At 68.8% G+C, this 21,223-nt stretch carries 21 protein-coding genes; 9 read left to right on the forward strand and 12 right to left on the reverse strand.

Annotated features, from left to right (window positions below):
• Position 1: 1 nt before the first annotated feature.
• The 4 genes from ABZX37_RS12685 to ABZX37_RS12700 form a co-directional block, all read right to left on the reverse strand.
• Entirely contained in the window at positions 2-259 is a 258-nt protein-coding gene (locus ABZX37_RS12685; RefSeq protein WP_067584101.1) for an acyl carrier protein, read from the reverse strand.
• Entirely contained in the window at positions 252-1,859 is a 1,608-nt protein-coding gene (locus tag ABZX37_RS12690) for a fatty acyl-AMP ligase (RefSeq protein ID WP_354739048.1), read from the reverse strand. The genes ABZX37_RS12685 and ABZX37_RS12690 overlap by 8 nt, the downstream gene beginning before the upstream one ends.
• 90 nt (positions 1,860-1,949) lie before the next feature.
• Positions 1,950-3,149: a DUF6596 domain-containing protein gene (locus tag ABZX37_RS12695; RefSeq protein WP_354738874.1), complete on the reverse strand. Its 1,200-nt coding sequence runs from the start codon at positions 3,147-3,149 to the stop codon at positions 1,950-1,952.
• Complete coding sequence (locus tag ABZX37_RS12700; protein WP_354738876.1) at positions 3,146-3,517, reverse strand: YciI family protein; 372 nt, start codon at positions 3,515-3,517, stop codon at positions 3,146-3,148. Before ABZX37_RS12700 ends, ABZX37_RS12695 begins: the two co-directional genes overlap by 4 nt.
• Before the next feature lie 117 nt (positions 3,518-3,634).
• On the opposite strand from ABZX37_RS12700, the gene ABZX37_RS12705 reads away from it, so the two are divergent.
• Positions 3,635-4,402, forward strand: a complete 768-nt coding sequence (locus ABZX37_RS12705) for a methyltransferase (RefSeq protein ID WP_354738878.1) — start codon at positions 3,635-3,637, stop codon at positions 4,400-4,402.
• A gap of 6 nt (positions 4,403-4,408) precedes the next feature.
• On the opposite strand, the gene ABZX37_RS12710 is transcribed toward ABZX37_RS12705, so the two are convergent.
• The gene (locus tag ABZX37_RS12710) at positions 4,409-5,155 is read right to left on the reverse strand and encodes an alpha/beta hydrolase (RefSeq protein WP_354738879.1); all 747 of its coding nucleotides are present in this window, start codon (positions 5,153-5,155) and stop codon (positions 4,409-4,411) included.
• A 79-nt stretch (positions 5,156-5,234) separates the two neighbouring features.
• Between ABZX37_RS12710 and ABZX37_RS12715 the strand changes: the two genes are divergently transcribed.
• Entirely contained in the window at positions 5,235-5,828 is a 594-nt protein-coding gene (locus tag ABZX37_RS12715; RefSeq protein WP_354738881.1) for a TetR/AcrR family transcriptional regulator, read from the forward strand.
• A 630-nt stretch (positions 5,829-6,458) separates the two neighbouring features.
• On the opposite strand, the gene ABZX37_RS12720 is transcribed toward ABZX37_RS12715, so the two are convergent.
• On the reverse strand, positions 6,459-6,992 hold the full coding sequence (locus ABZX37_RS12720) for a hypothetical protein (protein ID WP_354738883.1): 534 nt from the start codon (positions 6,990-6,992) through the stop codon (positions 6,459-6,461).
• Positions 6,993-7,174: 182 nt separating this feature from the next.
• On the opposite strand from ABZX37_RS12720, the gene ABZX37_RS12725 reads away from it, so the two are divergent.
• Positions 7,175-8,221: a LysR family transcriptional regulator gene (locus tag ABZX37_RS12725; protein ID WP_354738885.1), complete on the forward strand. Its 1,047-nt coding sequence runs from the start codon at positions 7,175-7,177 to the stop codon at positions 8,219-8,221.
• Positions 8,222-8,609: 388 nt separating this feature from the next.
• Here ABZX37_RS12725 and ABZX37_RS12730 read toward each other — a convergent pair whose 3' ends face one another.
• The 4 genes from ABZX37_RS12730 to ABZX37_RS12745 all read right to left on the reverse strand — a co-directional run bounded on the left by ABZX37_RS12730 (position 8,610) and on the right by ABZX37_RS12745 (position 10,678).
• A complete protein-coding gene (locus ABZX37_RS12730; protein WP_354738887.1) occupies positions 8,610-8,975 on the reverse strand; it encodes a DUF427 domain-containing protein in 366 nt (121 codons plus the stop codon).
• A gap of 82 nt (positions 8,976-9,057) precedes the next feature.
• Complete coding sequence (locus tag ABZX37_RS12735; protein WP_354738889.1) at positions 9,058-9,774, reverse strand: trypsin-like serine protease; 717 nt, start codon at positions 9,772-9,774, stop codon at positions 9,058-9,060.
• Between the two features lie 159 nt (positions 9,775-9,933).
• Positions 9,934-10,290, reverse strand: a complete 357-nt coding sequence (locus tag ABZX37_RS12740) for a hypothetical protein (protein WP_354739050.1) — start codon at positions 10,288-10,290, stop codon at positions 9,934-9,936.
• A gap of 22 nt (positions 10,291-10,312) precedes the next feature.
• The gene (locus ABZX37_RS12745) at positions 10,313-10,678 is read right to left on the reverse strand and encodes a hypothetical protein (protein WP_354738891.1); all 366 of its coding nucleotides are present in this window, start codon (positions 10,676-10,678) and stop codon (positions 10,313-10,315) included.
• A 317-nt stretch (positions 10,679-10,995) separates the two neighbouring features.
• On the opposite strand from ABZX37_RS12745, the gene ABZX37_RS12750 reads away from it, so the two are divergent.
• The 5 genes from ABZX37_RS12750 to ABZX37_RS12770 all read left to right on the forward strand — a co-directional run bounded on the left by ABZX37_RS12750 (position 10,996) and on the right by ABZX37_RS12770 (position 17,539).
• Complete coding sequence (locus ABZX37_RS12750; RefSeq protein ID WP_354738893.1) at positions 10,996-13,380, forward strand: serine/threonine protein kinase; 2,385 nt, start codon at positions 10,996-10,998, stop codon at positions 13,378-13,380.
• 388 nt (positions 13,381-13,768) lie between these two features.
• Positions 13,769-16,141 (forward strand): nitrate- and nitrite sensing domain-containing protein, encoded by a 2,373-nt coding sequence (locus ABZX37_RS12755; protein ID WP_354738895.1) that lies wholly within the window; start codon positions 13,769-13,771, stop codon positions 16,139-16,141.
• Positions 16,142-16,183: 42 nt separating this feature from the next.
• Positions 16,184-16,609 (forward strand): roadblock/LC7 domain-containing protein, encoded by a 426-nt coding sequence (locus ABZX37_RS12760; RefSeq protein ID WP_116199532.1) that lies wholly within the window; start codon positions 16,184-16,186, stop codon positions 16,607-16,609.
• On the forward strand, positions 16,606-16,971 hold the full coding sequence (locus ABZX37_RS12765) for a DUF742 domain-containing protein (RefSeq protein WP_009071595.1): 366 nt from the start codon (positions 16,606-16,608) through the stop codon (positions 16,969-16,971). Before ABZX37_RS12760 ends, ABZX37_RS12765 begins: the two co-directional genes overlap by 4 nt.
• Positions 16,952-17,539 carry an ATP/GTP-binding protein gene (locus tag ABZX37_RS12770; protein ID WP_067583957.1) on the forward strand — a complete coding sequence of 196 codons (588 nt, stop codon included), beginning with the start codon at positions 16,952-16,954 and terminating at the stop codon, positions 17,537-17,539. Before ABZX37_RS12765 ends, ABZX37_RS12770 begins: the two co-directional genes overlap by 20 nt.
• A gap of 92 nt (positions 17,540-17,631) precedes the next feature.
• Here ABZX37_RS12770 and ABZX37_RS12775 read toward each other — a convergent pair whose 3' ends face one another.
• On the reverse strand, positions 17,632-19,005 hold the full coding sequence (locus ABZX37_RS12775; RefSeq protein WP_354738897.1) for a tryptophanase: 1,374 nt from the start codon (positions 19,003-19,005) through the stop codon (positions 17,632-17,634).
• Positions 19,006-19,050: 45 nt separating this feature from the next.
• Entirely contained in the window at positions 19,051-20,148 is a 1,098-nt protein-coding gene (locus ABZX37_RS12780; protein WP_354738898.1) for a tryptophan dimethylallyltransferase family protein, read from the reverse strand.
• A gap of 331 nt (positions 20,149-20,479) precedes the next feature.
• Here ABZX37_RS12780 and ABZX37_RS12785 point away from each other — a divergent pair, with 331 nt between their 5' ends.
• The gene (locus ABZX37_RS12785; RefSeq protein ID WP_354738900.1) at positions 20,480-21,019 is read left to right on the forward strand and encodes a DinB family protein; all 540 of its coding nucleotides are present in this window, start codon (positions 20,480-20,482) and stop codon (positions 21,017-21,019) included.
• The last annotated feature ends 204 nt before the right edge of the window (positions 21,020-21,223 follow it).

The raw sequence follows: 21,223 nt of genomic DNA on the forward strand, positions 1-21,223 counted from the left end.
TTCAGTGCTTCTCCTCAGCTCGGCAAGCTGTCAGGGCCTCCGCGAGCACTTCCGCCACGGATTCCACGTCGGTGAACCGATCGAGCTCGTCCAGATCGATCGATACGTCGTAGTAGATCTCCAGCGCCGCGAGAAGCCGGATCCGGCCCTTCGAGTCGATGCCGAGCTCCTCCAGCGGAGCGTCGGGCACGACGAGGGCCGGGTCGAGCCGGAAGGTGTCGCTGACGACCTTCGTGACCTCGGCGCAGTGATCACCCACGCACGCCACCGTAACGCGCTTTGGCGGCGGACCGGGCGACCTTCCCGCTGGAAGTGCGCGGAAGTCCGCCAGAAGGGACCAGGTGTACCGCACGGAGAGTGAGATCGTGCTCTCTCGAGACCGCTCGCAGCACCGCCCGGGTCACGTCTTTGACCTCGGCTTCCGCGCCGCGAGCCCATTCCGCGACCACCATCGCGCCCTCGCCCTGTTCGTCCGCGACGCCGAACGCGGCGACCCGGTCGCGGCGGATCGCCGGATGCGCCTCGCCCGCCGCCGCCTCGAGGTCCTGCGGGTGGAAGTTGCGGCCGTCGACGACGATCAGGTCCTTGAGCCTGCCCGTGACGTAAAGGTCGCCTCGGTGGACGACGCCCAGGTCGCCGGTGCGCAGCCAGCCGTCGAGCCCGTCGAGGACGCCGCTGAACGCCTCCGCGTCGCCGCGGCCCCAGTAGCCGGACGCGACGTTCGGGCCGTGCACCCAGATCTCGCCGACCTCGTCCTCGGGCTGCTCGTGTCCGTCGTGGACGATCCGGACGAGCTGCCCCACCGGCCGTCCCACCGACATGACCGGCTGGCCGTCCGGCGTTTCGACGGCCCGGCCCTGGGCCAGGGCTTCCCGGTCGAGCACCGCGCCGCGCGGCCCTTCGTCTCCCGCGCTCGCGACGTACACCGTGGCCTCGGCCAGCCCGTACGACGGACGGTGCGCTTCGGGACGGAACCCGCGCGGGCCGAAGACCTCGTGGAACCGCTCGACCGTGCGCGGCCGGACGGGCTCGGCGCCGTTGAGCGCGACCCGGACGTCCGAAAGATCGAGGTCGTCCTCCGCGCCGACGTCAGCCGCCAGGTCGTAGGCGAAATTCGGAGCCGCGGTGAAGACGGCCGGGTAATCCGAGAGCTGGCGCAGCCACCGTTGCGGCCGGTGCACGAACTCCGCCGGGGACATGAACACCGACCGGCCGCCGACGTAAACGGGCAGGCAAAGCAGCTGGATCAGGCCCATGTCGTGGAAGAACGGGATCCAGCCGGCGCAGGTCGTCTGCTCGTCCGAGGCGTAGGCCTGGCTGGCCTGCCAGCACGCCGCGACGATCGCCCGGTGCGGGATCACCGCGCCCGCCGGCTCGCGCGTCGACCCCGACGTGTACTGCAGGTAGGCGGGGCTTTCCGGGTCCACACGGACCGGGTCGGCGCCAGGTCCGGACAGCTCGTCCACCACCACGAGGTCGCCGGGATCGCTGAACTCGCGCACCTTCGCCGCGACGGCCGACGACGTCGCCCACACTCGCGCGCCGGAGTCGGCGAGGACGCCGGCGAGCCGGTCCGCCTGCGCGCGGTTGCCGGGCAGCATCAGCGGAACGGCGACCATCCCGGCGGCGAGAGCGCCGAAAAACGCCAGCGGATAAGCGAGTTCCTGCCCGGCGAGGATCGCGACGCGCTCGCCCGGTTCCGCGACCCGGCGCAATTCCCCGGCCACGATCCGGACTTTCGCGGCGAACTCCGCCCACGTCAGCGTGTGCTCGACGCCGCGAGTGTGCTCTTGGTGGGTGAACAGCGGCCGTTCGTCGTCCTCGCGGGCGAACAGCCGGTCCACGATCGAGACGCGCATGACCTCGTCAGGCACGCTCGCAAACGTCCGGGACACGCAGCGCAACCTACTCGAACTCGGGACCGGCCCGCGAGGCCGGTCGCGGAGAATTCACTCGCGCACCTGGGCGGCCCGAGAATCCAGATAGCGCTTCTCCGCGATACTCGCCGTCGCCTTGGCCGCCAGCCGGTAGTTCTCGTACGCGCCAGGCAAATCCCCGGCTTTTTCCAGCAAATGCGCCCGCACCGACAGCAATCGGTGATGCCGCGCCACCCGTTCCTCACCATCCAATGTGGACAATAGGGCGAGCCCGGCAAGCGGCCCCTCGGTTTCGGCGAGCGCGATCGCGCGGTTCAACGTGACGACCGGGTTGGGCGCGATCCGTTCCAGGATCAGGTAAAGCGCGTGCACCTGCCGCCAGTTGGTCTCCTCCGCCGTCTCCGCGTCGGCGTGCGTCGCGGCGATGGCCGCCTGCAGCTGATACGGGCCGAGCTCCGAACCGGCCAGTGACGCTTTCGCCAGCTCAGTGCCCTCGTCGAGTATGGCGCGATCCCACGTCGAGCGGTCCTGATCGGCCAGCGGGACCAGGTCTCCGGACGGCGTCGTGCGGGCCGTGCGGCGAGCATGGGTCAGCAGCATCAACGCGAGCAGACCGGTCACTTCGCTGTCGTCCGGCAGCCGCGCGTGCACCATCCTGGCCAGGCGAATCGCCTCGTACGCCAGGTCGGCGCGGTGCAGATCGCTGCCGGACGACGCGGTGTAGCCCTCGTTGAAAATCAGGTACAGCACCTGCAGCACCACATTCAGCCGCTCCGGGCTTTCCGTGCCCGGGAACGAACTGCCCGCCGCCTTGATCCGCTGCTTGGCACGGCTGATCCGGGCAGCCATCGTGCCCTCCGGGACCAAAAACGCGCGGGCGATCTCGGCCGTGGTCAGCCCGCCGACCGCGCGCAGGGTCAACGCGGTCTGCGACGCCGGGGTCAGTGTCGGATGGCAGCACAGGAACAGCAGGAGCAGCGTGTCGTCGGTGTCCGGCACCTCGGGCGCGGCCTCGACGGCGTTCGCCAGCTCCCGCTCGCGGCGCGCCTGGTCGCTGCGCAACTGGTCGACATAGCGCCGGGACGCGACCGTCGACAGCCAGCCGCGCGGATTGTTCGGCACGCCTTCGACCGGCCATTGCTGCGAAGCGGCGAGGACAGCCTCCTGCACCGCGTCCTCGCACCCCTCGAACTGGCCGTACCGGCGCACCAACACGCCGAGCACCTGCGGCACGAGTTCGCGCAGCAGGTCCTCGACGGCGGGAGGATTCACGCTTCCAACTGTCCTTCCGAGAACATCACCTGGCGCACCTCGACCCCCAGGCCCTCGATCGCGGCGTCCGGCACCTGCGCGGCCAGCTCGATCGCGCGTTCCTTGCTCTCGACGTCGATCATGTAGTAGCCGCCGAGGAACTCCTTGGACTCGAGAAACGGCCCGTCGGTCACCACCGGCTGCCCGTTCCGGACCGACACCACCGCGGCCTGCGACGGATCGGCGAGCGCCTGTGCGGCGATCAGCTCGCCGGACTTCTTCGTCGACTCCATGAACGCGGTGACGCCGTTGCCGAGGGCTTCCTTCTCCTCCTCGGTGAGCGCGTCGAGAACGGACTGGTTGATGTGCAGGCTGATCAGGAACTTCATCGTCTTGCTCCTCGTGGTTTCGGGGTCTTACGGGGAGTGGTCGGAGGCGCGGGCGGGTTCTGGACATGCACTTTATGTGACGCGCGTCACTTATGGTTCGGGCGCAGTATGAACAGCATGGAGACCGACGCCTGGGCCGCGCTGGCGAGTCCGTTCGTGGAAGGCGCGTACGCGACCGTCAAGGGCCGAGTTCGCACGTACGTCCTGCATCAGCAGCTCTTGGCGCACCTGCCTCCGCCGCCGGCCACGGTGCTCGACGTCGGCGGCGGGGCCGGGCATCAGTCGTTCCCGTTGGCGCGCCTGGGTTACGACGTCGTCCTGCTGGATTCGTCCGACGCGATGCTGGCGAAGGCGCGGGAGCGGCTCGCTTCGGAACCAGCCGAGGTTCGCGAGCGCGTCCGGCTGGTGCGCAGCCGCGGCGAGGACGCCGTCGGGGCGGTCGGCGGCCAGAAGTTCGACGCGGTGCTGTGCCACGGCGTGCTGATGTACGTGGACGATCCCGTGCCGATGATCGACGCGCTGTGCGCCTGCGCGGCACCGGGCGGGATCGTCTCGGCGATGGCGCTCAACGCCGAGACCCTGGCCGTCCTCCCAGCCTTGGAAGGACGGTGGAGCGACGCGCTGACGGCATTCGACGCACGCGGCGAGCGGGGCGTCCTCGGCGTGGACACACGCGCCGACACCGTGGCGGGACTGTCCCAGCTCCTTGTTGGGCAGGGAGCTGAACCGCTTGCCTGGTACGGAGTTTGGCTGTTCGCCGACTGGATGAACCTGGACCCCGAGGAGAGCCGGATCGCCGAGATCGCGGAGGTGGAGCTGGAGGCGGCGCGACGAGATCCGTACCGGCGGATGAGCCGCGTGTTCCATCTCGTCGCGCGCGCCTGAACCGTCCTATTCGGACGCTTCCCAGAACTCCGTGAGAATTCGCGCGCCCTGGACCGGATCCTGCGTCATCCACCAGTGCCCGAGGCCCTCCAGCACCGCGACCTTCGCCCCGGCCCGCTCAGCCGCGCGGCGGCGCTGCTCGTCCGTCCCGACGAAGTGGTCCTCGGTCGCCAGCACGACGAGCCCCGGCCGCTCCGCCGCGCGTTCGAGATTCCGGCCGAACTCCGCGATCGCCGGCTGCGCCGCGGACCGGTAGAGCGGGAGCACCGCGCGGGCCATGTCGTCGTTCATCCCCTCGGCGACCTTGGCGGCCACCGACTCGTGCATTCCGCCGCCGACCAGGCGTTCTGCCCGCTTGTCCACCGGCGCGCCGAACATCGCCGCGACAGCTTCCTCGCCGACGCCCGGTTTCTGCCACCCCTGCGCGAGGTCGTGCCAGACGTAATCCGGGTCGAACGCGCCCGCCGTGTCGCTGGCCCAGCTGCGCACCAGCTCCGGGCGAGCCATGACGGCGTTGAGCACGTGCGCGCCGCCCCAGTCGTGGCCGACGAGGTCGACCGGTTCGGGGAATTTCTCCAGCTCAGCGATCAGCCAGTCGCGGTATTCGACGGCCGTCGCGCCGAATCCTTCTGGCCACGGCGCGCCGAATCCGGGCGGGGACAGGCACACGACCGGCCGGTCGCCCAGCTCGGCGAGCAGGCGCTCCCACACCGCGGCGGTTTCCGGGTTGCCGTGGACGAAAACTGCGGTCATCGGACTTCCTCCCTCTCGTCGCTCCCACTCTACGCATACTTGCTTGTCAGCTGGCAAGTATGTTGTAGAGTTTCTTCCCGTGACCACGCGCCGCACTCAACAGGAACGCCGCGACCAGGCGTCGGCAGCTTTGCTCGAAGCCGCCGCCGAGCTGGTCGTCGAGGAAGGCGTGCGCGCCGTGACCTTGGCCCGGGTCGGCGAACGCGCCGGGTACAGCCGCGGCCTGGTCACGCACCACTTCGGCGGCAAGCAGGCGTTGCTGGAACAACTCGCCCGCACCACGCAGACCGGCTTCGTCCCCGGCCTGGACTCACTGCCGCCCGGCCTGGACCGGCTGCTGCGGCTGATCGACGGCTACCTCGCCCAACTCAGCGAACCGGACGTGCTGAGCCGCGCTTTCCTGGTGCTGTGGGCGGAATCGATGACCGCGCCGGAACTGGCCCCGATCTTCCGCGAACGCGACCAGGCCTTCCGCGACGACCTGCGCCACGAGATCTCCGCAGGCATCGCCGAGGGCACCATCCGCGCCGATGCGAACCCGGAGCAACTCGCCGTGGCCATCGTCGGACAGCTCCGCGGCATCGCACTGCAGTGCCTGCTCGATCCGGCCGCGGTGGAGCCCGCCGAACTGTGCCGCTGCGCCGCCGAAGTGTGGAAACGCGCACTGTCCTAGAGCGGTGCCAATTCCGCACCCGTGGTGTAGGTGGCTTTGAAGGCAAGGAACAACATCGCCGCCGGACCAACTCACGACGATCGCCGGAACGCGATAACGACTGTCCCGCAAGAGAAGCAGACCCGGTCCCGCCCCGCCGCCCATCAGACGGCGAGGCGGAACTCCCCCTCGAACGGAGCTCCCCTCAAAGCACCGCTTCCCTCAAGTGGTCGTCCCTTCAGCAGCGCTGTCCCTCTCAGACATCCGTCCCCTCAAACGGATGCGCCTCGAACGCCGCCCCTCACGACCACCCTCCGGCACTGCCCCTCTCAGCTGGCTGCCCCCTCAGGACACGCTCCCCGCGAAGCATTCGCCTCCCCGCGATCGCTCCGCGCAACGCTTCCGGCGAAGCGGTTACCGCCCTCAGGCACTGTCACCCAAGACAGTCGCCCCTCCGGCACCGTCCGCACAGACAGCACGCTCCCCTCAAAGCGCACGCTCCCCACGAACGCTCCCCATGAAACCGCCGCCGCCCTCGAGCCCTGCCCCAACACAGTTGCCCCTCCAGCACCGCCCCGGGCAGTTCGGCTTCATCGAGCGGCACGACCCCTCAGAACGTGCCGCCCGCGAAAACCGCGTCCCGCAAAGACCTCAGACCGCGAACGCCGCGGCCTTCCGCGCGATCACCGCGTTCTTCCGCGCCCGCACCGCTCGGTTGGCCCCGGGCAGCCACTGCACCACGAGCACTGCCAGCAGGCTCAGTACGGCGACCGCGTCGAAAGCGTTCAGGAGCGCCGGGTTCAGGTCGATCAGGTCGCGCAGGCCAAGGCCGATGCCGAAGACCGCGAACACCGTCAGCACCACTCGCGCCCAGTTGTGCGCGGCGAGGACCAGCACGGCCGACACCAGGGTTACCAGGCCGATGACCAGCCAGATCGCCGCGCGGCCGTTGAACGACGACATGGCGATCCCGGTCAGGTCGTCGGCCGTCAGCAGGCCGCTCGAGGCCAGTTCTCGGCCTTCGGTCTGCAGGTATTCCTGCACGGCGGGGCGGATCAACCCCTCGCCTTGCACCAGCACCATCGCACCCCACAGCAGCCCGCTGAGCGCGCCGACCAATCCCAGCCCCCCGCCGATGGTCAGGGTGCGAGAACGTCGCGCGCCGGTGGAACTGTACGAACTCACTTCTGTCGAACTCCTTGGATCAGCAATCGAATCAAGCGTCACGGAGTTTCCCGCCGACTGCTTGCGCCGTCCACTGGTTCGCCGATAAAATCTGCAGATTTTTTGAACTGGCCGCGAGATCAGGAAGGCCGGGTTAGGCTCTCCGGCGTCCGCGATGAGAATGAGAAGGCGAGTCCTGCCCGATGTCCGCACCCAGCCCGTTCCGGTCGCCGTCGTTCAACGTCCTCAGCAGGCTCCTGCGCTCGTCACCCGCCCTGCTCGACACGACGTTCGACCAGTTGCGCACGCTGATCACGGTCGCGGAAACCGGAACCGCCCTCGCCGCCGCCCGCACGCTCGGCCGCGACCAGTCCAGTGTGCAAAAACAACTCGACACTCTCAACCGCAATTTCTCCGAATTGTGCGGAGAACCATTGTTGCACCGCCAAGGGCGCGGCCGTGACGTTCTTTTTACCGACACCGGGCGCGCCGTCGCCCACCAGGCTCGCCGCACTCTTACCGAATGGCTGGACACCATTCACGAATGCCGCCGCGAACTCGGCGGAACGCTCACCGTCGGCGCGACTCGCTACACCCTCGGCAGCCTGGCCCACGCCGGCGATCTCGTGGCCGAGCAGTTCCGCGCCCGCGACATCGAACTGAACGTGGTGCACGTGCGCACCAAAGACCTGATCGACCGCCTGCTGGCCAAGGACGTGGACCTGGTGTGCGGCAGCGTCGTCACGACCAACGCGCTCGACTCCGTCGACGTGCTCGAATGGCGGCGCAGCGGCCTCGGCATCCTGTCCAATATGGACACTCCGAAGCCCGGCGAGTCCGTGCGCACCAGCGAATTGCCGACGCTCCCGCTCGTCGTGCCCAGCGGCGGCGTGATCAACGACTTTATGCGCGGCTGGTTCGGCTCCGACTACCGCAACCGGCTCGACATCGTAGCCGAGATCGACTCCGCGCAATACGGATTCGAACTGCTCCGTTCGGGTCTCATCCGCGGCTGCATGCTCGTCACCCAAGGACTCGGCGAAGCCGCGGGCGAAAACCGCCTGCACGCCGCCTCCGGATTGCGCACAATCAGCCTCGTCGACGACATCGAGCCGAAACTCGAACTGCTCGTCGGCGTGTTCGCCCGGCGCGGCGAACGCTCCTCGTACCCGGACAGCCATCCGCTCAACCTGCTGTGGAACGCGCTGCAACAGGCGGGCGAAGCCTCCTGGCTCGAAGTCGACCGCTGACCCGGCATTCGAGCCAGGATCAGCAGCCAGCCGAGACCGGCGCCGAACCAGGCAGAACGAAAGCGGCCTCGGCGCCGAACCGGGACCAGCGACCAGCCGGGACGACCAACTCGCCGGGAATCGGCGCCAAACCAGGACCAACGCCGAGCTTGGCTCAACAACGCACCGGGAGCAGCACCGAACCAGGCCCAGCGACCCACCTGGCCCAGCGAACAGCCAAGGATCGGCGCCAAACCGGGATCGACCCCCGAACCTGGCTCAGCGGCGAACCGGGACCAGCACCGCATCGGCCGCACCGCCGAGCCGGGGCCAACCCCTCCACGATCAGCCGATCGAGCCGGGGCCAGCCCCGCGCCACGATCAGCCACCGGGCCAACCGAAGAACCCCTCAGCCGACCTCCTCGATCTCCACCCGGTCCGGATAGAACGCGACGTGTCCCTTGATCGCGGCCACCGCGTCATACGGGGCCTCGTAAACCCACACCGCGTTCTCGCCGTCCGGCACCGCGGCCAGGCTGTAGTACGAAGCGTCGCCCTTGTACGGGCAGTGCGTCTTGTGTGCGGTGGGCGACAGCATCGCCAAGTCGACATCCTCCAGCGGGATGTACTGCACCGGCGGGTAGCTGGCCTCCCGCAGCACCTGCGCGCGGGTGGTGTCGGCGATGGTCTTCTCGCCTGCCTTGACCACCACCCGCGCGGGGTTGGGCTCAACGGTGATCGGGTGGTCCGGCCCCGGGATCAGCTTGTCGGGCATCGTTCTCCTCCTCCGCGCAACGGAAGCGGTGCGCACTCCCAACACTAGGCCGGACCACCGACAAAATCAGACGTCGGCGAGGTCAGACCCCGGCGACCTGCGAGATCCAGCTGCGGTACCGCGTGATGTTGGTGTACGCGGTGCTGCTCTGCCGGTCGCTGGTCGACGCGACGCCGACCTGCCGTCCGGACGCGAACATCGGGCCGCCCGAGTCGCCGCCGGCGGTGATGCCGTCGCCGTACGTCGCGCACACCGCGACGCCGCCTTCGTAGTCACTGCACGAAGGCGTCGTCACCCGCACGTTGGCCACCTTCAGGTACCGCGACTGGCAGTTGATCTCCGAACCGCATCGGCTCGTCGCGCCCCAGCCGTACACCTGCACGGTCTGCCCGGCGCGGACGTCGGTCGACGTGCCGAGCGGTGAGTACGTCGCGTTCACCGAGCTCGACAGCCGCACGATGGCCAGGTCGGCGGCACCGGGGTAGCGCGTGATCGCGGCGCCGGTGGCCGTCGTGCCGCCGCTGCTCTGGTCGAGGCTGCCGATGCGGAAGGTGTACGTCCCGCTGGAGGCGACGCAGTGCTTCGCGGTGAGGATGTACTGCGGGGCGATGATCGTGGCCGTGCAGTTCTGCTGCCCGTTCACGAACAGCCGCGCCGCCCACGGGGCGTTGGACGCGTAGCCGCCGCCGATGATCGCCGGGCCAGGACTCGGGGAAGCGACAGCGGCGCCGGCCTGACCGGCGAATCCGGCTAGGCCAAGCGCGGTAGCGAGCACGAGGAAACAGGTGCGCAAACGCATGGTCTCTCGTTTCTGCGGCTTCGTCGCCGCGGGTTCCGGTGGGGACGGGAACCTCGATCATCTTCCGCCGCGCCCAGGAACCAGAACCGGCGAAAGTAGCCGGGGACCACCTGTTCTTCTGCCGCCACCGCCGCTACGGACAGTTCCGCGTACTGTTCCTCAGACCCGCGTCCGGCGCAGCCAGTACAGCCCGATCACCGGAAGCACCAGCGGGATGAACAGATACCCCTGCCCGTACACCGACCACACCGTGGCGTCCGGGAACGCCTGCCGGTCGAAAATGCTCAGGGTCCCGACGGTCAGCACGCCCAGCAGCTCGACCGTGCACGCGGCCAGCGCGATCCGCCACCACGTCCGGCCGCCGCGGGCGAGCGCGATCGTGGCCAGGATGTAGACCAGCGCGGCGAAGGCCGACAGCACGTACGCCAGCGGCGCCTCGTGGAATTTCGTGCCGATCTGGACGCCCGCCCGCGACGTCGCGGCGAGCGCGAAGATGGCGTACACCGCGACCAGGATCCGGCCGGGACCGGTGGCCGTCTTACGCGCTTGCTCCACTCCACACCTCGTTCAGTCGCAGCACCATCACCGGAATGGCCAGGCAGGCGATGCCGAGCACGACCGTGCTCGACCGGCTCTGCTCGGCGAGCGCCCACGCCGCGCCGACCGGCAGCACGACGAGGCAGCCGATCAGGTAGGCGAGGTAGGTCGCGAGACTGCCCGGACGGTGGCCGCCGACCAGCAGCACGATCCCGATCACGAGCTGGGCGACCAGCAGCACCTCGATCACGCCGAGCGCGACGAGCAGCGGGGTGTCCGGCAGCTTCTTGCGCGCCGCCTGGACGAAACTCCACAGCGCGACGAGCGCCGCGCATCCAGCGACCGCTATCGCGAACCCGACGATCACCCGTTCCTCCTTTTGCCCGCCGGGCTCAACGTACCCGCCCTGCTGACCGCCCCGGACGGGCGAGGGGCCGACGGCGTGGCCGGGGCCACGTTCACCGGAACGGGTTCCTGGCATTCCGTCAATTCCCGAATGCCACGGAAATCCCGCTCGACCGGGCGACGGGGAATCACGCTCGGTTCGCCGGTGCCGGTTTTATCCGCGCCCCGCTCGGGTCCGCCGAACGCTGAATTGGCGGATTGGCGCGGCGGCGAAGCTGTGCGGGAATAGTTTCCGTCGCCGGAGCACCGGAGAAGCGCACACGCGGAAAGGTCGACTTTATGAACGTCCGGCACGAGGCATTCTGCCTCGCCGATCCGTGGTTCTTCGACCGCCGACGGGAAATGTCCGCCGACGACCTGGCCGCCGTCCCGCCGAGTCCATTGTGGACAATAGAGGAAAGCGGGCATTGGCGCTACCTCCGCCCGCCCGGAGCCGCATTGCCCGAACAGGGCTGGGCCGTGGAGATTTCCGCCGCTCCCGGCAACGCCGAGCGAGTACTGGACCGCGTCCGCGAGTACTGCCGGACCCGCGGGCTGCACCACCGGCACCTGCGTTCCCGGTCGATTTTCCTCGATCAGAATGCCGAATATCCGACGACCGGCGGAACCGGCGCGATCGCGACTATTTATCCGCCGGACAATAACGCGCTGGACCGGATCCTCGACGATCTTTCCGAACTCCTCACCGGCGAGCCGGGACCGGATATCGACGGCGCGCTCCGTTGCGGAGAATGCCCGATTCACGTGCATTACGGCGGATTCACCGAACTGTGGACCGAGTACGGCGGTGCCCGCGTGCCCGCCCTGCGCAGGCCGAGCAGCGCGCTCGAACCGGAGCACCAGGGCTCGGACTTCGCCGTGCCCGGCTGGGTCCGGATTCCCGACTGCGTCGCGGAGTACACCGAAGCTCCGGAGCCGCCGCACCCCGTCGTCGAAGTACTCCGCCAGGCCCACGGAACCGCCGTCTACCTGGCCGAACGCGGCAGCGAGCAGGTGCTCGTCGAGGAAGCCTGGCCCTACACGGGCTTGGACGGCAACGGCGTCGACGCGGTCGCCCGGCTGGAGCGCAAGCACGACCTCTTCGAGCGGCTCGCCGGAATCCCCGGCATCCCGAAAACCCACGCGTACCTCGCCGGGCAGCGCCACTACCTGGTGCGGGAGTACCGGCCCGGCGTGGCGCTGGACGCCTGGCTCACCCGGCATTACCCGCTCACCCGCCGCGACTGCCCGGAAAGCGACCTGGCCGCCTACCGCAAACAGGCGCTGTCCGTGCTGGCGCAAGTCGACCGCATCGTCGGCGAAGCCGCCGAGCGCGGCGTCGTACTCGAAAACCCGCACAACATCCTGGTCGACAGCACCGGCACGGTGTCGCTGACCGGCTTCGACCGCGACGAAACACCCCTGCGGCTGCGCCTTTTCCTGCCGCTGGCCCCGCTCTATCACCTGGTGCCCGAACGCCTCCGCTGGGCCGCTGAGCTCACCGAACGCCGGTTCTCGCTGCCCGCCGGATACGCCGACAGCATCGCGCCGCACTCCGAGCCCGCGCACACCGAACTCGACGAGCCGCGTCCAGATTGGACCTTGGTGCGCAAGCAGATCTCCGAAGCACTGCTCGCGTGCTCGACCCCGAACCGGCTGGATCGCCTGTTCCCCGGCGACATCGAGCAGTTCCGCGTCGGCGGCGCGACCTTCGGCACCGGCGCGGCGGGCGTCCTGCACTCGCTGCACGTCGCGGGCGTCGGCCGCTTCCCCGAACACGAGCAGTGGCTCCTCGACGCGGTCGAGGGAGAACAGCCCAGCCGCGCGGGTTTCTACGACGGCAGCCACGGAATCGCTTACGTGCTCGAAGAATTCGGTTACCGGAAGGCCGCCGTCCATCTGCTCGCCGCCTCGCGCGCGCTGGTGGACCAGACCGTCGGCCACGACCTCGCGAGCGGGCTGGCCGGCATCGGCCTGACCCGGCTGCACTTCGCCGCGACCCGCGGGGACAACGAATTCGGCAGGCAGGCGCTGAACATCGGCATCCGGCTGGCCGAGGCACTCGACACCGCGGAACCTCCGGGCGCGACGGCGCAAGCCGGTCTCTTGTACGGCTGGTCCGGCCCGGCGCTGCTGTTCCTGCGGCTCTACGAGCGCACCGGCGAACCCGCTTGGCTGTCGTTCGCCGACCAGGCGCTCGAACGCGATCTGGAGGAATGTGTCCCCGCGCTCGACGGCTCGCTGCCGGTCCGCGACGGCAACCGAGGTTCGCGACGCGGCGCGGGAATCGGCAGCGCCGGCATCCTGATCGTCACCGAACAGCTGGCGCGGTACCGCCTCGACGCGAAGGCCGCGCGCAGCCTGCCCGCGCTGCGCGTCGCGTGCCGCGGGGAATTCGCGCTCCATCCCGGCCTGCTGAACGGCCGCTGCGGGCTCGCCGCCGGGCTGGCGTTCAGCAGCACCCCGGACCGGCGCACCCAGGACGCGATCGACCGGCACCTGACGCGGCTTTCGTGGTACGCGGTCCCGTTCCGCGGCGGTCTTGCCTTCCCGGGCACTCGCCTGCTACGATTGTCCGCCGACGTCGCCACCGGCGGCGCCGGAGTCCTGCGCACCCTCTCCGCGCTTCAGGACGGCACCGAACTGCTCCCGTTCCTCGGGCCGACCCCGCGGATCGCGCATTAGTCCACAGTGGACATTGGCTGTCGACAAGTCGCTTAGTCGGCAGTTCCACCACGCGGAACCCTGACTGAGTGTCCGGACACTTTTTGAATCACTCATTCAGCCCAGCCCGTTGGTCCGAAATCCGCAGCCGGGGCCAGGGCCTCGAAAAACGCCGGGGGAACTTGGCACTACCGTCGGTAACCGCCGTCAAGACGGCGTTCGGCTGCTCGTTCAGCGGAACCACGAGGCCCCCGTTCGTGATAGAAACCGGGGCTGTTCCGTTCGGTGGGCCTACGAAGGGTATATCCGAGATTTCCGTGACGAGGACCACTCGCACCCACTGGCGTGTCCGCTTCCCCGGCCGTGTCCGCACTCTCGCCGAGGGTGACCCAGGAGTTCGTGAATCATCGTGGAGAACAAGGACGATCCCGGCAAGGCGTACGACAAGTCGATCCGGAAGAGGCTGACCCGGACGGTCCTGATCCCGAGCATCACCCTGCTCGTGCTGTGGGCGGTGCTGGCGACGGCCTTCTTCATCAACGGCTTGTACGTACGACTCGTAGCGGGCTCGGTGCGTGACGTTTCGATCCCCGCGCTGACGGCGCTGTCGTCGCTGCAGCAAGAACGTCAGTTCGCCCTGCAGTACCTCGACAGCCCCAGCTCCGGCCCGCAGCAGCTGCAGCAACAGGAGCAGGACAGCGACGGCAAGCTGAAGGGCCTGCAGGAAGCGTTCGCCGCCACCATTTCCAGCGCGCCGGACGAGATCGCCAGCAAGGTCACCGCGCTGAAGGCGCAGCTCGACCAGCTGCCGGTGCTGCGCTCGCAGGTCACCTTCCGCAGCATCAACCGCTCTCAGGTCAACGCCTACTACAACGGCGTCCTCGACTCCGCGGCGACGCTGTTCGACACGCAGGCGCGCATCGTCCCCGACGCGACCGCGGTGCAGGGCGCGATCTCGGCGACCTCGCTCTTCCGGGCGGGCGACCTGATGTCGCGCGAGACGTCGCTGGTGTCGGCGGCGTTCTCCGGCAGCAACTTCGCGCCGGACGACTTCGTCCAGTTCTCCCAGCTGGTCGGCTACTACCGCACGCAGCTGGCGCAGATCTCGCCGTTCCTCGAACCGGCGGTGCGCCAGCATTACCGGCAGCTGTCCACAAGCGACGCGTGGAAACGGCTCAACGCGGCCGAGGACTCGCTGATCAAGCACGGCCCGTGGAACAGCAGCGACCAGAACACCGTGCCGGTCTCGGCGGGCGATTGGCACGCGCTGACCGCGCAGGTCGCGCAAGGTCTGAACCAGCTCACCATCGAGCAGGCGGACCAGGTCTCCGCCGCCGCGATCGACTCCGGAAACGCACAGCTGCGCAACGCCATCATCGGCAGCATCGTGGCCCTGCTCGCCTCGCTGGCCGCGATCATCGTCGCGGTGCGGGTGTCGCGTTCGCTCGTCGACCGCACCCTGATGACGCGCCTGGAGCGGCTGCGCAACGACTCGCTCGACCTCGCGCGCAACCGGCTGCCGAACATCGTCGGCAGGCTCAAGAGCGGCGACCCGGTGGACATCGAGGCGGAGCTGCCGAAGCTGGACCACGGCCGGGACGAGATCGGCCAGGTGGCCGAAGCGTTCAACACCGCGCAGCTCACCGCGGTCAACGCGGCGGCGAGCGAGGCGAAGGCGCGCAGCGGTGTGCACAACGTGTTCCTCGGCATCGCGCACCGCAACCAGGTCCTGGTGCACCGGCAGCTGCAGATCTTGGACGAAATGGAAAGCCGCGAAGAGAACTCGACCCAGCTGGCGTCGCTGTTCCAGCTCGACCACCTCGCCGCGCGCGCCCGGCGGACCACCGAGAACCTGATCATCCTCGGCGGCAAGCAGCCAGGACGGCGCTGGCGCAAACCGGTTTCGCTGATGGAGGTGCTGCGCGCGGCCGTCTCGGAAACCGAGCAGTACTCGCGGGTGCAGGTCGAGCAGGTGCCCGACGTCGCGATCGTCGGCACCGCGGTCGCGGACACCATTCACCTCGTCGCCGAACTGGTCGACAACGCGACGTCGTTCTCCCCGCCCGGTTCGCAGGTCGAGGTGACCAGCCGGATGGTCGCGCGCGGCGTCGTGGTCGACGTGTCCGACCAGGGGCTGGGCATGAAGGAAGGCGTGCGCGAGTGGGCCAACGCGATGATGGCCGACGCGCCCGAATTCGACGCGATGGCCCTGCGCGCGGACTCCAGCCTCGGCCTGTTCGTGGTCGCGCGGCTGGCTTCCCGGCTCGGCATCACGGTCACCTTCGACCCGTCGCGCTACGGCGGCACCCGGGCGACCGTGCTGATCCCGTCGAACCACCTGGCCGACGCGAACGCGCCCGAACCCGCCGACGAGACCCCGGCGCTCGCCCAGGTCGGCGCGCCAGCACTGGAAAGCGCGCACCGGCCGACCCCGGAGACGCCGCAGCCGTCGCCGTCGCCGCGCCCGTACCCGGCTCGCCCGCTGCCCACGCCTGCTCCGCGGCCTTCGCCGGAGCCGTATCCCCCGTCCGCGGGCCAGATCCCGGACGTCCCGGCCGCGCCGCGCGCGTCCGCCGAGCCGGACCTCAGCGGGCTGCGGGGCGACGACCGGCCCCGGCTCCCGCGCAGGCAGCCGCAGCAGAACCTCGTCGCCCAGCTGCACGACGACCCGGACGCCGCGGCCGAAGCGGACGTCACCAATGCCGGCGAGACCACCGCGCGGACGCTGATGGCGTTCCACAAGGGCACCCGCCGGGCGCGAGGCGGGCAAAATGACTCATAACGACCGAACACCTCACGACACCGAAAGTCAGGGTCTGTCCGCATGAACGAGTACGGGAACTCCACCCCTGATCTCAATTGGCTGCTCGACGACGTCGTCAACCGCGTCGTCGGCGCGCAGAACGCCATCGTGCTGTCCGCCGACGGCCTGCTGCTCGGCAAGTCGTCCGGGATGAGCAAGGACGACTCGGACCAGCTCTCCGCCATCGCGTCGAGCCTGCAGAGCCTCGCCAAAGGGGTGAGCAGGCAGTTCCACCGCGGTCCGGTGCTGCAGAACATGATCGAGATGGAACGCGGGTACCTCTTCGTCTCGGCCGCCGGGCAGGGCGCGTGCCTCGCCGTGCTCGCCGGCGCGGACATCGATGTCGAAATGATCGCCTACGAGATGAACCGGCTGGTCAAGCGCGTCGGCGACTACCTGGCCTCGGCACCGCGCGAGGCCGCGAACCTGTTGCGGGAGGCGACATGAGCGACGACGGCTGGTACGACGAGGCCGCCGGGCCGCTGGTCCGGCCGTACACGATCACCAGCGGACGGACCCCGTCCGAACACCAGCTCGACCTCTCCACCCAGGTGATGACCCTGCAGCAGGGATCGGACCCGGTCGGGCTCGGCCCGGAGCACCTGGCGATCACGCAGCTGTGCCGCAGACCCTTGTCGGTGGCCGAGATCGCGGTGTACGTGAAGCTGCCGCTCGGCGTCGTGCGCGTGCTGTGCGGGGACCTGATCGACCGCGGCCTCGTCATCACCCGCGCCCCGTCCCGTCAGCCGGCCCAGGCGCCGGACCATGAAACTCTCCAGGCGGTTCTCGATGGCCTCATCAAGCTCTGAAGACGCCGCGGCGTCGGTACCGACCCCGGTCAAGATCATCGTCGCCGGCGGCTTCGGCGCCGGGAAGACCACCATGGTCGCCTCGGTCAGCGAAATCCCGCCGCTGTCCACCGAAGAGGTGCTGACCGAGGCGAGCACCGGCGTCGACGACCTGTCCGGCGTGGAGCAGAAGAAGACCACCACGGTCGCGCTCGACTTCGGCCGGATCACCATCTCGCCGCGGCACGTGCTCTACCTGTTCGGCACCCCGGGCCAGGAACGGTTCTGGTTCATGTGGGACGACCTGGCGCGCGGCGCGATCGGCACCGTCGTGCTGGTCGACACGCGCCGGCTGGAGACCAGCTTCGCCGCGGTCGATTTCTTCGAGCGGCGGAAGATCCCGTTCGTCGTGGCGGTGAACTGCTTCGACAACGCGCCGCGCTACACCCCCGACGAGATCCGCGAGGCGCTCGTGGTGCCCGACGGCGTGCCGATCGTGATGTGCGACGCGCGGCAACGGGATTCGAGCAAGATCGCGCTGATCCGGCTGGTGAAGCACGCGATGACGGTGGTTCCGCAGCCCGCCTGAGCCGGGCTTTCAGACCAGCGAGGGGGTTCCCGGCGCGGGGAGCCCCCTCGTTCGCTTCGTGTCGCCCTGGTCCCAGTGTCCTTAGTGGACGCTCAGTGGACGGGGGCCATCCGGAGATTGAAGTGCCGCAGGATCTTCGGCGCTTCCACGATCCGATACCCCGGCACTTGCTCCGGGTTCTTCGCGATGTCGCCGAGGATCTCGGCCACATAGTCGTAGTGGCCCTGGGTGTACACGCGCCGCGGCAGCGCCATTCGGACCAGCTCGAACGGGGCCGGGGCGATCAACTCGTTCTGCTCGTCGAGCGTGCCGAGGTAGAGCGAACCCAGTTCCACACAACGGATTCCGCCCGCCAGGTACAGCTCGCACGCCAGCGAGTGGCCCGGGAACCGGGACGCGGACAGATGCGGCAGCAGACGGCCGGCGTTGAGGTAGAGCGCGTGGATGCCCGGCGGCTGCACGATGTCCACGCCAACCTCGTTGGCCTGCCTCGCGAGCCGGGCCGCCTCGCCCGCCCGCGCGGCGAGATAGTGCGGGTCGACGACTTCCAGCAGGCCCTTGGCGACGCGGTCCAAGTCGTGCGCCGCGAGCCCGCCGTAGGTGCGGAAGCCCTCGGTGGCGATGAGGTTGGTTTCGCAGCGCTGCGCCAGTTCCGGGTCGGTCAGGCCGATGAACGCGCCCATCGGCGAGATGCCGTCCTTCTTCAGGCTCGCGACACAGCCGTCGACCAGGCTGAACGCCTCTCGCGCGACCTCGCTCGGCGTCTTGTCCGCGTAGCCCGCCTCGCGCTGGATGACCAGCCACGCGTTCTCCGCGAACCGTGCGGCGTCAAGGAAAACCGGCACGCCGTGCGCCCGCGCGAGCTTCGCCGCCGCGGCCAGGTTGGCCATCGAGACCGGTTGTCCGCCGCCGCCGTTGTTGGTGATGGTCAACAGAACCTGGCCGACGCGGTTGCCGTCCGGGCCGCTGAGCAGGCGTTCGAGTGCCTCGAGGTCGATGTTGCCCTTGAACGGTTCGAGGCTGTCGAGATCGCCGAACTCCGCGCAGGGCAGGTCGATCGCCTCGGCGCCGAGCAGTTCGACGTTCGCGCGGGTGGTGTCGAAGTGCGTGTTGCTGACCGAGATCCGGCCGCTCTCCAGCACGCTGGAGAACAGGACGCGCTCGGCCGCACGGCCCTGGTGCACCGGCAGGAGGTGCGGGTATCCGGTGAGGTCGCTCAGTGCTTCGCGGAAGCGGTAGAACGAATCCGATCCGGCGTACGAACGGTCCGCGGCGGCCGCGGCGGCCTCCTGCGCGGTCGAGACCGCACCGGTACCGGAGTCGGTGAGCAGGTCGATGCTGACCTTGTTCGCGGGCAGGTTGAAGGCGTTGTAGCCCGCCGCGGCGAGCGCCTGTTCCCGTTCGGCGCGGGTGGTGACCGGGATTTCGGCGACTACTTGGGCGCGGTATGGCGGGAAGGTCCGCATCAGGGTATTTCCTCCAGTTGTGGGTGACAGCCGAAAACTGCCGCGTCAGGTCATCCGGCCGAGCACCGGACGTTTTCTCGGCGGTGCTACGGCATAGGCCTCGGAGGACAGGTAGACCGTGATTCCGGAACCGAACTCGCCCATTCGCAACGACACGTGCGCGATCAGTCCGACGCCGTCGCGCAGCGGCCGTTCCGAAACCGCTGCCAGCGCTTTGTCCAGTTGTGTCGGGTCGAAGTCGTACTGCGCGAGAATGGCGTGCACCCGGGCGCGAGCGATCTCGTCGTCCGGCACGTAGCTGCGAATAGGAAGGTAAAGACTGTAGTTTCCGGGAGTACCACCCATACCTTCGACAAAGGAATAACTGGAAACCAGCGGACGACCTTCGAAAGGACCTTTTCCGCCACCGAGCACGGCGAGGAATTCCCGGATCAGCATCGGGTCCGCGCCGGGCACCAGCTCCGCCGCGCGCACCGCGTCCTCGGCCTCGGCGGCGTCGTGCGAGACGTACACCTTGACCCGCGACAGCGGGTCGTCGTCGAGGTCGAGCGCGAAGAAGGTGAAGTTGTCGCTCTCGCCGCGGCGCAGCGCGTGCTCCACGACCGGGTCGAACGCCTCGCCGAGATTCAGCCGCCGAAACCCCTCGCTGACCAGGGAATCCGCCATGGTCGGACCGCTGATCTGGGGGTTCAGGTAGACCTTGATCTTCGGCGCGGAGCCGTTGCGGAAGATCAGCGAGTACCACAGCGTGAACGGCCCGCGGCGCTCGTCGTGCGGGAGGAAGAGGTCGGCCACCGCGTCGAGCCGGTCGGTGACCAGGCCGTACTCGCCGGCCACCCGGGCGAGGAACTCGCGCGGGTCCGGAGCCCCGACGGTCTCGCCGAGAACCCTTACCACACATTCGCCATTAGCGTCGAATGCGACCGAGAATTCAACGGGCGTGGTGTCGTCCGCCACATTGCACGGGAACTGCGTCGGAGCGTCGACAGTCAATTCACCGGACTCGCCGAGCAACAACCGGAGAAGATCCAGGTGACGGCGTTCTTCGGGATCGAATCCCACTGCCTGGCACAGCCGGTCGAGTTGACCACCGGCGTGGCTGTACATCGACAACTCGACCATCGGCACACTCGCTCCGACCATGGCGCTGTATTCACCGTTTCATTCGTGCGTTCGGCCCCGCGAAGCATCCGCTGTTCGGCGGAGCGGGCGTTCGCGGGCCGCCGAGAAGATTAATCCCCGGAATGCCGATCACGATACCTCTGACGGAGCGACAACACCGTACGAAAACCGTGTCTGAGTGTGCTGATCAACACCGGAATTCACCTGAATTCCGCATCGACAGAACCGGATTCTGCAGCTACCCGGGCCCGCCATGTGGTCTAGCCCACTGCTGCGCGCGGCCGGTGTCCCGTGCACCCGGCTCGGCGGCTCTTCGGCGAAAATTGTCGGTGGCGGGTGAGACGCTCGTCTCATGACACCGACCCCGAAGCATCTGGCCAAGGTCGCCGAGAGCGACCGCCCGCCGATCCCCCGCGTCGCCGACGAACGCGAGACCCTGCTCGCTTACCTGGAGTGGCACCGCGAAACCCTCGAGCTGAAGTGCTCCGGGCTGAGCCAGGAAGCCGTGTCCGCCCGCGCGGTGCCACCGTCCACAATGTCGCTGCACGGCCTGGTCCGGCACCTGGCCGGCGTCGAACGATGGTGGTTCCGCATCCAGTTCGCGGGCGAGGACCTCCCGCTGCTGCACTACTCGGACGACGAGCCGGACCAGGACTTCGACCGCCTGGACGGTGATTTCGGCGAGGCACTGGCGTTGTGGCGCGCGGAGTGCGACCGGAGCCGGGAGATCGTGGCGGCGACGCCTTCTTTGGACGCGCGGGGAGTCGGGAAGACGACGGGCGAGCCGTTCTCGCTGCGATGGATGCTGATGTCGATGACCGCGGAGTACGCCCGCCACAACGGGCACGCGGACCTGCTGAGGGAGGTGGCGGACGGAGCTACTGGCCGGTGAGGTGGTTGTTGTTCGAGTCCTGTTTGGAGGTGAGGCACCAGGGTTTGCGCTCAGATGATCGGCAACCGGCGTCACGGTTAGCTCTCCGACGATCGGCAACCGTCGCCACGGTTAGCCCTCCCGCGATCGGCAACCGCCACCACGGCTCGCGCGTAACCACGGCTCGCGCCGCTTCGCCTGAACGCCCTTCCGGCAAGTTTCCGC

This window comes from Amycolatopsis sp. NPDC004079, assembly GCF_040610415.1.
Taxonomy (GTDB): domain Bacteria; phylum Actinomycetota; class Actinomycetes; order Mycobacteriales; family Pseudonocardiaceae; genus Amycolatopsis; species Amycolatopsis halotolerans.

Bases quoted from the DNA above. Each gene is read 5' to 3' on its own strand.
- ABZX37_RS12690 (WP_354739048.1), bottom strand. From the start codon at position 1,859: ATGCGCGTCTCGATCGTGGACCGGCTGTTCGCCCGCGAGGACGACGAA.
- ABZX37_RS12700 (WP_354738876.1), bottom strand. From the start codon at position 3,517: ATGAAGTTCCTGATCAGCCTGCACATCAACCAGTCCGTTCTCGACGCG.
- ABZX37_RS12705 (WP_354738878.1), top strand. From the start codon at position 3,635: ATGGAGACCGACGCCTGGGCCGCGCTGGCGAGTCCGTTCGTGGAAGGC.
- ABZX37_RS12710 (WP_354738879.1), bottom strand. From the start codon at position 5,155: ATGACCGCAGTTTTCGTCCACGGCAACCCGGAAACCGCCGCGGTGTGG.
- ABZX37_RS12725 (WP_354738885.1), top strand. From the start codon at position 7,175: ATGTCCGCACCCAGCCCGTTCCGGTCGCCGTCGTTCAACGTCCTCAGC.
- ABZX37_RS12730 (WP_354738887.1), bottom strand. From the start codon at position 8,975: ATGCCCGACAAGCTGATCCCGGGGCCGGACCACCCGATCACCGTTGAG.
- ABZX37_RS12735 (WP_354738889.1), bottom strand. From the start codon at position 9,774: ATGCGTTTGCGCACCTGTTTCCTCGTGCTCGCTACCGCGCTTGGCCTA.
- ABZX37_RS12750 (WP_354738893.1), top strand. From the start codon at position 10,996: ATGAACGTCCGGCACGAGGCATTCTGCCTCGCCGATCCGTGGTTCTTC.
- ABZX37_RS12760 (WP_116199532.1), top strand. From the start codon at position 16,184: ATGAACGAGTACGGGAACTCCACCCCTGATCTCAATTGGCTGCTCGAC.
- ABZX37_RS12765 (WP_009071595.1), top strand. From the start codon at position 16,606: ATGAGCGACGACGGCTGGTACGACGAGGCCGCCGGGCCGCTGGTCCGG.
- ABZX37_RS12770 (WP_067583957.1), top strand. From the start codon at position 16,952: ATGGCCTCATCAAGCTCTGAAGACGCCGCGGCGTCGGTACCGACCCCG.
- ABZX37_RS12775 (WP_354738897.1), bottom strand. From the start codon at position 19,005: ATGCGGACCTTCCCGCCATACCGCGCCCAAGTAGTCGCCGAAATCCCG.
- ABZX37_RS12780 (WP_354738898.1), bottom strand. From the start codon at position 20,148: ATGGTCGGAGCGAGTGTGCCGATGGTCGAGTTGTCGATGTACAGCCAC.
- ABZX37_RS12785 (WP_354738900.1), top strand. From the start codon at position 20,480: ATGACACCGACCCCGAAGCATCTGGCCAAGGTCGCCGAGAGCGACCGC.